The 10,962-nt window shown below is 71.5% G+C and carries 9 protein-coding genes; 4 read left to right on the forward strand and 5 right to left on the reverse strand.

Features of this window, described 5'->3' with window-relative positions; all coding sequences use genetic code 11:
- The first annotated feature begins 78 nt into the window (after nucleotides 1–78).
- Nucleotides 79–2,097 carry a thioredoxin domain-containing protein gene (locus ACFQQJ_RS15460; protein ID WP_377107842.1) on the forward strand — a complete coding sequence of 673 codons (2,019 nt, stop codon included), beginning with the start codon at nucleotides 79–81 and terminating at the stop codon, nucleotides 2,095–2,097.
- Nucleotides 2,098–2,106: 9 nt separating this feature from the next.
- Here the strand turns inward: ACFQQJ_RS15460 and ACFQQJ_RS15465 are convergent, their stop codons facing one another.
- The gene (locus ACFQQJ_RS15465) at nucleotides 2,107–2,748 is read right to left on the reverse strand and encodes a hemolysin III family protein (RefSeq protein ID WP_377107844.1); all 642 of its coding nucleotides are present in this window, start codon (nucleotides 2,746–2,748) and stop codon (nucleotides 2,107–2,109) included.
- Nucleotides 2,749–2,858: 110 nt separating this feature from the next.
- Between ACFQQJ_RS15465 and uppS the strand changes: the two genes are divergently transcribed.
- Entirely contained in the window at nucleotides 2,859–3,662 is an 804-nt protein-coding gene (gene uppS, locus ACFQQJ_RS15470) for a polyprenyl diphosphate synthase (protein WP_377107846.1), read from the forward strand.
- Between the two features lies 1 nt (nucleotide 3,663).
- On the opposite strand, the gene ACFQQJ_RS15475 is transcribed toward uppS, so the two are convergent.
- Together ACFQQJ_RS15475 and ACFQQJ_RS15480 are read right to left on the reverse strand one after the other, a co-directional pair.
- A complete protein-coding gene (locus ACFQQJ_RS15475; RefSeq protein WP_377107848.1) occupies nucleotides 3,664–3,969 on the reverse strand; it encodes a hypothetical protein in 306 nt (101 codons plus the stop codon).
- Complete coding sequence (locus ACFQQJ_RS15480; protein WP_377107850.1) at nucleotides 3,894–6,014, reverse strand: TIM-barrel domain-containing protein; 2,121 nt, start codon at nucleotides 6,012–6,014, stop codon at nucleotides 3,894–3,896. The genes ACFQQJ_RS15475 and ACFQQJ_RS15480 overlap by 76 nt, the downstream gene beginning before the upstream one ends.
- 263 nt (nucleotides 6,015–6,277) lie before the next feature.
- Here ACFQQJ_RS15480 and ACFQQJ_RS15485 point away from each other — a divergent pair, with 263 nt between their 5' ends.
- On the forward strand, nucleotides 6,278–7,612 hold the full coding sequence (locus ACFQQJ_RS15485) for a PhoH family protein (RefSeq protein WP_377107851.1): 1,335 nt from the start codon (nucleotides 6,278–6,280) through the stop codon (nucleotides 7,610–7,612).
- A gap of 4 nt (nucleotides 7,613–7,616) precedes the next feature.
- Here ACFQQJ_RS15485 and ACFQQJ_RS15490 read toward each other — a convergent pair whose 3' ends face one another.
- Nucleotides 7,617–9,020 (reverse strand): aspartate aminotransferase family protein, encoded by a 1,404-nt coding sequence (locus tag ACFQQJ_RS15490; RefSeq protein ID WP_377107853.1) that lies wholly within the window; start codon nucleotides 9,018–9,020, stop codon nucleotides 7,617–7,619.
- Nucleotides 9,017–9,457: an Lrp/AsnC family transcriptional regulator gene (locus tag ACFQQJ_RS15495; RefSeq protein ID WP_377108032.1), complete on the reverse strand. Its 441-nt coding sequence runs from the start codon at nucleotides 9,455–9,457 to the stop codon at nucleotides 9,017–9,019. Before ACFQQJ_RS15495 ends, ACFQQJ_RS15490 begins: the two co-directional genes overlap by 4 nt.
- A 294-nt stretch (nucleotides 9,458–9,751) precedes the next feature.
- Between ACFQQJ_RS15495 and ACFQQJ_RS15500 the strand changes: the two genes are divergently transcribed.
- Complete coding sequence (locus ACFQQJ_RS15500; RefSeq protein ID WP_377107855.1) at nucleotides 9,752–10,960, forward strand: spermidine/putrescine ABC transporter substrate-binding protein; 1,209 nt, start codon at nucleotides 9,752–9,754, stop codon at nucleotides 10,958–10,960.
- Nucleotides 10,961–10,962 lie beyond the last annotated feature (2 nt).

The following is a 10,962-nucleotide window of genomic DNA, read 5'->3' on the forward strand; positions in this document are numbered from 1 at the left end:
GGACGGGGCGCTGCCGCCTCACCACCACGCTCCGCGACGTCCCGCCGGCAGCGATGACCTGATCACCGTCGCCTATGCTTGGCGGTTGTGAATCGCCTAGCGGAAGCCACGTCCCCCTACCTGCGGATGCACGCGGACAACCCCATCGACTGGTGGGAGTGGGGCGAGGAGGCCCTGGCGGAGGCCGCGGCGTCCGGTCGCCCGATCCTGCTGTCGGTGGGCTACGCGGCCTGCCACTGGTGCCACGTGATGGCCCACGAGTCGTTCTCCGATCCGGCGATCGCGGCACTGGTCAACCCCAACTTCGTCGCGATCAAGGTGGACCGCGAGGAGCGTCCCGACATCGACGCCCTCTACATGAAGGCGACCCAGGCCCTCACCGGCTCGGGGGGCTGGCCGATGACGGTCTTCCTCACCCCGGACGCCCGGCCGTTCTTCGCCGGCACCTACTACCCGCCCGAGCGCACCGGCGGCATGCCGTCCTTCGCCGAGGTGCTGGAGGCCATCGACACCGCGTGGCGCCAGCGCAGGGACGAGGCCGCGGCCAGCGCGGAGGTGATCACGACCCACCTGGCCGACGCCTTCGCGCCGCTGCCCGCCTCGGGCGACAGGCTCGACGTGTGGGCGGTGCTCGACCGCGTGAGCGGGGAGTTCGACCCGCTGCACGGCGGTTTCGGCACCGCGCCGAAGTTCCCTGCCCCGCTGCTCGTGGACGCGCTTCTGGTGAAGGGTGAGCCCGGCTCCCTCGACGTCGCCCAGCGCACGCTGGACGCGATGGCCCGCGGCGGCATCCACGACCAGGTCGGGGGTGGCTTCGCCCGCTACAGCGTCGACGCCGGCTGGGTGGTGCCGCACTTCGAGAAGATGCTGTACGACAACGCACTGCTGCTGGGCGCGTACACCCGCGGCTGGCGGCGGGTGCCCGACCACGACCCGGTGCTGCGCTGGCAGTTCGAGCGGGTCGTGCGGGGCATCGTCGGCTGGCTGGAGCGCGAGCTGCTGCTGCCCTCGGGCGGGTTCGCGTCGTCGCTGGACGCCGACAGCCTCGACAGCCGCGGCATGCAGCACGAGGGCATCTACTACTGCTGGGACCCGGCCCTCCTCGCCGACGTGCTGGGCGAGGACGCGGAGTGGGCGGCGGAGGTCTTCCACGTCACCACCGGCGGGACGTTCGAGCACGGCCTGTCGACCCTCCAGCTGCGCGGCAACCCCGACCCGGAGCGGCTCGCCGCGGTGTCGGCGCGCCTGCTCGCCGAGCGCCAGGGACGGTTCCCGCCGGCCCGTGACGACAAGGTCGTGGCGGCGTGGAACGGCTGGGCGGTCGACGCGCTGGTGTGGGCGGCAGAGGTGTTCGGCGAGCCCGGCTGGCTGGAACTGGCCCGCGGGGCGGCCGAGTGCCTGTGGCGCGACCACTGGGACGGGCGGCTGCACCGCACATCGCTGGCCGGCGAGGCGGCACCGGTGACGGCGTTCGCCGACGACTACGGCGCCGTGGCGCTCGGGTTCGCCCGGCTCGCCGGGGCGCTCGGCGACGCGGAGTGGCTGCGGCGGGCGGAGACGCTGCTCGCGCAGGCGCTCGAGCTGTTCGGCGCGGACGACGGCGGGTTCCACGACGTGGCCGCGGACGCCGAGCAGCTGTTCGCCCGGGCAAGGGACGTCAGCGACAACCCGACACCGTCCGGCACGAGCGCGCTGGTCGCGGCACTGCGGCTGGTGGCGCTGCTGGCGGAGCGTCCCGACCTCGCCGAACGGGCGGACGCGGCGGCGCTCACGCTGCGCGGCCTGCTGGAGCAGGCGCCCCGGTTCGCCGGGTCCGCGCTGGTCGACGCGCTTGTGGCCGACGAGGCGCGCACGGGCCTGCGTCCCGCCGTGGCCGTGGTGGTCGCGGACGAGCCGCTGGCCGAACTGTCACGGGCCACGTGGCGGATGGCGCCGATCGGCACCGCGGTCCTCACCGGACCCGCGGGCACGCCGGGCTTCGGCAGTCACTTCGAGGAGCGCGCCGAACCGGCCGCCTACGTGTGCCGCGGGACGGTGTGCTTCGCGCCCACCGCCGACCTCGCCGAGCTGCGCACGGCGTTGTGGAGCCGCGCGTAGCCCCGCCGCTCAGAACAGTGCGACGGCGATCGCAGCGAAGTGGGCCAGCGCTGCGGCGATCGTGCAGGCGTGGAACACCTCGTGGAAGCCGAACCACGCCGGCGAGGGGTTGGGCAGCTTGCGGGCGTAGATGAGCGCGCCGACGGTGTAGAACAGCCCGCCCAGGGCGATGAGCAGGACGACCAGGGGGCTCTGGGCCCAGAACGCAGGGAGCCACGCGATGCCGGCCCAGCCCATGCCCAGGTAGCAGGCGACGTCCAGCCAGCGCGGGGCGGTGTGCCAGAACACCCGCACCACCAGCCCGACCACGCCCACCGCCCAGATGAGCACCAGCAGTTTCGTCGCCTCCGCTGTCGGCAGCATGGTGAGCGCGAGCGGCGTGTAGGTGGCGGCGATGAACACGAAGATGTTCGCGTGGTCCCAGCGGCGCAGCGCCGCCCTGGTCGCGGGCTTCCAGTCGCCGAGGTGGTAGGCGGCGCTGGTGCCGAACAGCAGCAGCGCGCCGGCCAGCCAGACCGCGCTGCCGATGCGCCCGGCCACGGTGGGGGCGAGCACCACCAGCAGCACCCCGCCGATCAGCACCACAGGCGTCATGCCCAGGTGCAGCCAGCCGCGCAGCCGGGGCTTCTCCTCGGTGACCGTCTCTTCCATCGTCCCTCCAGAAACCTACGGCGTCGTAAGTTACGTTAGCGTAGGTATCTCTCCGATTCAACAGGGCCACGCCCGGATCGGCCCACGGGTGCGGGCGGTAGGGTGCAGCTATGGCGTGGGGCCTCCGGATACGCGAAGCGGTGAACCGCCTCGAGCCGCTGGGGTTCCTGTACTCCGCCTACGAGACCCAGCTGCTCGCCCAGCTCGATCGCTCGGCGCTGCCGCGCCACGTCGCGGTGCTCGCGGACGGGAACCGCCGCTGGGCCCGCACCAACGCCCCCGACAGCCCGCTCGTCGTGGGCTACCAGGCCGGCGCCGACAAGCTGAAGGAGTTCGTCGACTGGTGCGCCGACCTCGGCATCGGGGTGGTCACCCTCTGGGTCCTGTCCACCGACAACCTCACCCGCTCCAGCGCGGAGGAGGTGGCCCCGCTGCTGCGGGTGATCGAGCGGCTCGTCACCGACCTCGCCGCGAGCTACCGCGTGCAGGTGGTCGGCGACCCGGCACTGCTGCCCGACGACATGGCGGGCCGGCTGCGGGACGCCGAGCAGGCCTCCTCCGGCCACACCGGCACCCACGTCAACGTCGCGATCGCCTACGGCGGACGCCACGAGCTGCGGGACGCCGTCCGCTCGCTGCTGGCCAGCGAGGCGACCAAGGGCACCCGGCTGGAGGAGCTCGCGGAGACCCTGGAGATCGACCACATCGCCGACCACCTCTACACCGCGGGCCAGCCCGACCCCGACCTGATCATCCGCACGTCCGGGGAGCAGCGCATGTCCGGCTTCCTGATCTGGCAGTCGGCGCACTCGGAGTTCTACTTCTGCGAGGCCCTGTGGCCGGACTTCCGCAAGGTCGACTTCATCCGGGCGCTGCGCTCCTACGCCCAGCGTGAGCGCCGCTACGGCCGGTAGCTCAGGCGTCGGCCAGCAGGAGCTCGCAGACCGCGGAGCGCAGCGCGTCCGGAAGCTCCAGGCCCTCGATCGCCGCGACGCGCCGCAGTCCGGAGGCGGACTGCAGGACGCGCCACACGGCCTCCTTCGTGCGGTACTCCACCTGCGCGGCGTTGAGCAGGTCGTGCAGGCGTGACTCCACCCGGTTGTCCGACCGCCGCCCGCTGAACCTGACCGACGCGCCGTCGGCGGTCACCACGTCCAGCTCGACGGCGAGCGGTCCGGCCGCGGCGCTCTCGTGGACGCCGTCGGGCAGTTCGGCGTCCACGTCGTCGAGCCGTGCAGCACCACGCGGAAGCGCCGCGTCGCCGGGACGACGTCGAGGGCCCCGGACGCCGGCGCGATCCGCAGGTCGCCGGACGCCTCGTCCCACGTGATCACGGTGGTGACCGACCGGGGCACCGCGGCGTCGTCGTCCTCGTAGAGAGCCAGCCGGCCGTCCGCGCCCGCGAAGACGTGCACCTCGAGCGCGGCGGGGTTCTGCGTCCCGTACTCGCCCGGCCAGGTGAGCGGGACGATCCCGCCGGCCCTGGCCAGCACCGGGTACCCCTCCAGCCGCCGGTGCAGGGTGACCGTGCGCCCCCCGCTGTAGCGGACGCCGGTGAAGAAGTCCGTCCACTCCCCGGCCGGGAGCCAGGTGGAGACCCGCCCGAGCAGCGTGCTGCGGTCGGCCGGGGACGTGATCGGCGCCACCAGCAGCTCGCTGCCGAAGGCGAAGGTGTTGCGCGAGGCCACGGCCTCCGGCCGCGGGTCCAGGTGGTAGAGCGGGCGGACCAGCGGCTCGCCGGCCGAGTGCGCGCGCTCGGCCATCGTGAACAGGTAGGGCACCAGCCGGTGCCGCAACCGGAGCGCCTCGCCCATCGCCGCCCGGGCCGGCGCGGAGTACTTCCACGGCTCCTTGCCCGCGAACAGGTCGTTGGTGGAGTGCAGGCGGTTGACCGGCGAGAACACCCCGAGCTGGAACCACCGCGTGGCCAGCTCGTCGTCGCGGTAGCCGAAGGCGTGGCCGCCGATGTCGTGGCTCCACCACCCGTAGCCGATGTTGGCGGCCGTGGCGGTGAAGTACGGCTGGAAGTCGAGGCTCTCCCAGGTGGTGATCGTGTCGCCGGAGAAGCCCACCGGGTACCGGTGCGAGCCGGGTCCGGCGTAGCGGGAGAAGGTGAGCGGACGCCGCCCGTCCCTCGCGGAGTCGAGGTGGTGGATGTGGTTCAGCACCCACAGCGGATCCAGGCCCGGCATCGTCGAGTGCGGGCCCTGCTGCCAGTCCAGCCACCAGAAGTCGACCCCTTCGGCCTCCAGCGGGTGGAGCACCTCCTCGAGGTAGGCCACAAGGAAGCCGGGGTCGGCGGCGTCGAAGTCGATCGCCCGCCGGCTCTCCGGGTCGATGCCCAGCCGCCGGGCCAGCTGCGGGTAGCGGTCCTCATAGGCGCGGACGCCGTCCGCGGGGTGCAGGTTGAGCGAGACCCGCAGCCCGTGCTCGTGCAGCCAGGAGAGGAAGTCGCGAGGGTCGGGGAACAGGTCGGTGTTCCAGGAGTAGCCGGTCCAGCCGTGGCCGTAAGACGGGTCGACGTCCACCCAGTGCCAGTCCATGTCGACCACCGCAACGCTGAACGGCAGGTGCTCCTGCTCGAAGCGCTCCACGAGCGCCCGGTACTCCTGCGCGGAGTAGGCGTAGTACCGGCTCCACCAGTTGCCCAGGGCCCAGCGCGGCAGCAGCGGCTGCGGCCCGGTGAGCCGGTAGAAGTCGCGGACGGCCCCGGCGGCGTCGTGGCCGTGGCCGAAGTAGTACAGGTCGGTGTTGCCCTCGATCCGCGGCTCCACCCACTCCTCGAGCGCGAGCGTCGTGTCCTCCAGCACCGCGTAGCCGGTGGTGGACACCAGCCCGTCCTCCAGCGGCAGCGCCCCGTCCACGCCGTCGAGGGTGCGCGCGGTGCCGCCGAGGTTCCCCTGCTGCCAGGGGCTCGGCGTGAACCGGGCGCCGTGGCGCCACTCGCTGTGGTAGCCGTGGGCGCCGGCCAGCCGGACCCGGAGGCCCGACGCCGAGAACGGGCGCTCGTCGTAGTCGAGCGCGAGGGCGTCGGTGAACAGGTGGATCCCGTTCGCGTCCGGCTCGACGCGGAAGCCGGCCGGCTCGAACGCCCGGTTGAGCACCATCTGGGTGGCGCGGTCCTCGAACCTGCCGGTGGGGGAGTACTCCAGCCGCAGCAGCCGGGGGGTGAGCACCGTGATCCGGTAGTGGTCGCCGACCACCTGCGCCGACGGCGCGGCCAGGGGGGTGGTGGGGATGGTGAGGTGTGCGGGAAGTCGGCCCATCACCGGAGTCTAGGGCGGTCGGCGGGCGCCGCGGAGGTGCTGTGTGACGGTCGGGTGAACGCACCCCGCGCGCGGCGTGTCGGGACGCGGGTGGTCGTGGCGGCGGGCTTACTCTCGTGGCACGGGCGGGTGCCCCATCCGTCCGGACGAGAGGCACCATGCTGCACAGCGTGACCCGCGGGCCCGCCCCCGGACCCCGTCCCCTCGGCTGACCACCAGGTTGAGCCGGACGGGCGGCGATCCGGCTCGGACAAGGGATCGACATGCCATCGACCAGGACCGCCTTCTCCGGGACCCGTGACACCGCTCTGGCGCTGAAGACCTACGTTCTGGACACCTCCGTGCTGCTGAGTGACCCGCACGCCCTGCGGAACTTCGCCGAGCACAGCGTCGTGGTCCCGGTGGTCGTCATCACCGAACTGGAGGCCAAGCGCCACCACCCCGAACTCGGGTACTTCGCGCGCACCGCGCTGCGCTACCTCGACGACCTGCGGGTGCGCTACGGCGGCCTGGACGCGCCGATCCCGGTCAACGAGGCCGAGGGCACCGTGCGGGTCGAGCTCAACCACACCGACACCGAGGTGCTCCCGCCGGGCTTCCGCCTGGGCGACAACGACTCCCGCATCCTCGCCGTCGCGCTCAACTTCCGCGCCGAGGGCCACGACGTCGTCCTGGTCAGCAAGGACCTGCCGATGCGGGTGAAGGCCTCGGCCGTCGGCCTCCCGGCGGAGGAGTACCGCCACGAGATCACGCCCGACTCCGGGTGGACCGGGATGGCGGAGGTCGACGTGCCGACGGCCACCATCGAGCGCCTCTACGCCGAGGGCTCCGCGGTCGTCGCCGAGGCGGTCGACCTGCCCTGCCACACCGGCGTCGTGCTGCACGGGGCGAGTTCGTCCGCGCTGGGCCGGGTGCTGCCGGACGGCGCGGTCCGCCTGGTCCGCGACCGGGAGGCGTTCGGCCTCCACGGCCGCTCTGCGGAGCAGCGGGTGGCCCTCGACCTCCTGCTCGACTCCGACATCGGCATCGTCTCCCTCGGCGGACGGGCGGGCACCGGCAAGTCGGCGCTGGCGCTCTGCGCGGGGCTGGAGGCCGTCCTCGAGCGGCGGCAGTACGCGAAGGTGATCGTGTTCCGTCCGCTGTACGCGGTGGGCGGGCAGGAACTCGGCTACCTGCCCGGCAGCGAGAACGAGAAGATGTCGCCCTGGGGCCAGGCGGTGTTCGACACGCTGGGCTCGGTGACCAGCAAGAACGTGATCGACGAGGTGCTGGCGCAGGACCTGATCGAGGTCCTCCCGCTCACCCACATCCGCGGTCGCTCGCTGCACGACGCCTTCGTGATCGTCGACGAGGCGCAGTCACTGGAGCGCAACGTGCTGCTCACCGTGCTGTCGCGGATCGGACAGAACTCGCGGGTCGTCCTCACCCACGACGTCGCCCAGCGCGACAACCTGCGCGTCGGCCGGCACGACGGGGTGGTGGCCGTGGTGGAGCGGCTCAAGGGACACCCGCTGTTCGCCCACGTCACCCTGACCCGCTCCGAGCGTTCCCCCATCGCCGCACTGGTGACCGAGATGCTGGAGGACGTCGGGATCTAGGCGGCTAGAGCAGCTCGCTGGCCTCGGTCAGCACCGAGCGGAGCATGCCTGCGATCTCGGCGAACTCGGGCTCGCCGATGGTCAGCGGCGGCGCGAGCTGGATGACGGGGTCGCCCCGGTCGTCGGCGCGGCAGTACAGGCCGGCGTCGAACAGCGCCTTCGAGAGGAAGCCGCGCAACAGCCGCTCGGCCTCGTCGTCGTCGAAGGTCTCCCTGGTCTCGCGGTCCTTCACCAGCTCGATGCCGTAGAAGTAGCCCGCGCCCCGGACGTCGCCCACGATGGGCAGGTCCCGCAGCCCGTCCAGCGCCGCACGGAAGGACGGGGCGAGGGTGGCCACCTGCTGGTTCAGTCCCTCGCGCTCCATGATGTCGAGGTTGGCCAGCGCCACGGCGGACGACACCGGGTGGCCCCCGAAGGTGTAGCCGTGGGCGAAGCTCGTGGTGCCCGAGCGGAACGGCTCGAACAGCCGGTCGGAGGCGATCATCGCCCCGATCGGGGAGTAGCCGCTGCTCATGCCCTTGGCGCAGGTGATGATGTCGGGCACGTAGTCGAAGTCGTCACAGGCGAACATCGAGCCGATGCGGCCGAACGCGCAGATCGTCTCGTCCGAGACCAGCAGGACGTCGTAGTCGTCACAGATCTGGCGGACGCGCTCGAAGTACCCCGGGGGCGGCGGGAAGCAGCCGCCGGAGTTCTGGACGGGCTCGAGGAACACCGCGGCGACGGTGTCCGGCCCCTCGAACTCGATCGCCTCCGCGATCCGTTCTGCCGCCCACTGGCCGAAGGCGTACTCGTCGTCGCGCAGGTGCTCCGGGGCCCGGTAGAAGCCGGTGTTCGGCACCTTGAACGCTCCGGGCACCAGCGGTTCGAACGGGGCGCGCGCTGCGGGGATGCCGGTGATCGACAAGGCGCCGTGCGGGGTGCCGTGGTAGGCGATCGAGCGCGAGATCACCTTGGTCTTCGTGGGCCGTCCGGTGAGCTTGAAGTACTGCTTGGCGAGCTTCCACGCCGACTCCACGGCCTCGCCGCCGCCGGTGGTGAAGAACACGCGGTTGAGGTCGCCGGGCGCGTAGCCGGCCAGGCGCTCGGCCAGCTCGATCCCGGCCGGGTGCCCGTAGCTCCACAGCGGGAAGTACGCGAGCTCGGACGCCTGCTTCGCTGCCGCCTCGGCCAGTTCGGTGCGTCCGTGGCCCACCTGGACGGTGAACAGCCCGGCGAGCCCGTCGAAGTACTCCCGGCCGCGGTCGTCCCAGATCCGGTGGCCGCGTCCGCGGACGATGACCGGCATCTCGGCGCCGCGCCCGCCGGCCTCCACCGGCTCGTAGACGGAGTGGCGGGTGAAGTGCCCCCACAGGTGCGACTGCGCCGCCTGGGCCAGCGGCGTGCCGGAGCGGGTGGTCTGCGTCATCGGGTTCCCCAGTCGTAGTGCTGCTTGTTGAGTTTGAGGTAGACGAACGTCTCTGTGCCGATCACGCCCTCGATCGTGCGGATCCTGGTCATCAGCAGTTCGAGCAGCTCAGCGTCCCCCTCGCAGACCACCTCGACGAGCAGGTCGAAGCTGCCGGCGGTGGTGACGACGTAGTCGACCTCGGCGAGTTCGCACAGGCGGTCGGCGATCGGGCCGGCGTCGCCGGCGGTCTTGATGCCGATCATCGCCTGCCGCGTGAAGCCGACCACGAGCGGGTCGGTGACCGCGACGATCTGCATCACGCCCGACTCCGTGAGCCGCTGGACGCGCTGTCGGACCGCCCCCTCCGAGAGTCCGACCTCCGCGGCGATGCTGACGAACGGCTTGCGGCCGTCCTGCTGAAGCAGCTCGATGATCCGCTTCCCGATCGCGTCCACCACCGGCATGCTCGAGCGTTGCGGGGGCTCCCGCCTCTGCTCGACGTGGTCAACCTGTGCCATGGGTAGATCCTGCACTCCGACTATCGAAGTCTGCAAACCCTGCGGCTACGATTTCCGTGGTAACTCTTGCGAAACAATTGCGGATTAGCCTGCAGGGCAGCAGGATGCTCATCCAAGGAGGCGGGATGGTACGAGACCTCGTAGGTCCGTGGCCGGCGTCCGCCGCCGTCCGCCCGTGTGCGCGTCCGCAGCATCGCCGACACCGACCCAACTACCGAGGAGCTCGCCGCAATGTCACCTGATCCCTCGTTCGCGTCCTTCGCCCGCTCCGCGATCTCGCGCCGCGCCGCGCTCGCCGGCCTGGCCGGCACCGCCGCAGCAGGACTGCTGGCCGCCTGTGGCTCCCCGGGCCGTAACCCCAGCGCCTCCGGCGCGGCCAGCAAGACCCCGCAGGCCGCCCCGGACCTCTCCGACACCGAGAAGATCGTCAAGTGGTCGAACTGGCCCGAGTACATCGACGTCGACGACAACGGCAAGCACCCCTCGATCGAGGCCTTCACGAAGAAGACCGGCATCGACGTCACCTACACCGAGGACTACAACGACAACGACGAGTTCTTCGCCAAGGTGCGCCCGTTGCTCGAGAGCGGCCAGGACACCGGGCGCGACACCTGGGTGAGCACCGACTGGATGGTCGCGCGGCTCGCCCGCCTCGGCTACATCCAGCCGCTGGACTACGCGAACATCCCGAACGCGGTGAACCTCGACCCGTCGCTGAAGGACGTGGCCTTCGACAAGGGTCGCGTCTACTCGCTGCCCTGGCAGATCGGCTTCACCGGCATCGCCTACAACCCGAAGGCGACCGGCGGGCGCAAGGTCACCACGGTCGACCAGCTGCTCCACGACCCGGCCCTGAAGGGCAAGGTGACGATGCTCACCGAGATGCGCGACACCGTCGGCCTGGTGCTGATCGAGCAGGGCGTCAACCTCGGCTCCGTGACCGCCGAGCAGTTCACCGCGGCGCTGGCCGTGATCCAGGAGGCGAAGGACGCCGGCCAGATCAAGGGCTTCACCGGCAACGAGTACACCAAGCCGCTGGCCTCCGGCGACACGGCGGCCTGCGTGGCCTGGACCGGCGACGTCGTGCAGCTGCGCGCGGACAACCCCGCTCTCGGGTACGCGCTCGGCGAGAAGGGCATCCCGACCTTCTCCGACAACTTCGTGATCCCGAACCTCGCCAAGCACAAGAAGAACGCCGAGCGGCTGATCGACTACTACTACGACCCGCAGGTGATGGCGAAGGTCACCGAGTACGTGAACTACATCTCGCCGGTCGCCGGTGCCAAGGAGATCCTGGTCAAGAAGGATCCGGAGATCGCCAACAACGAGCTGATCTTCCCCAGCGACGCGGTGATGGCGAGGACGCAGGCCTTCCGGGCCCTGACGGCCGAGGAGGAGACCGCGTTCAACCGCCAGTTCCAGGCCGTGGTGACGGGCTAGGC

Source organism: Propionicimonas sp. T2.31MG-18, assembly GCF_964266745.1.
Taxonomy (GTDB): Bacteria; Actinomycetota; Actinomycetes; order Propionibacteriales; family Propionibacteriaceae; genus Propionicimonas.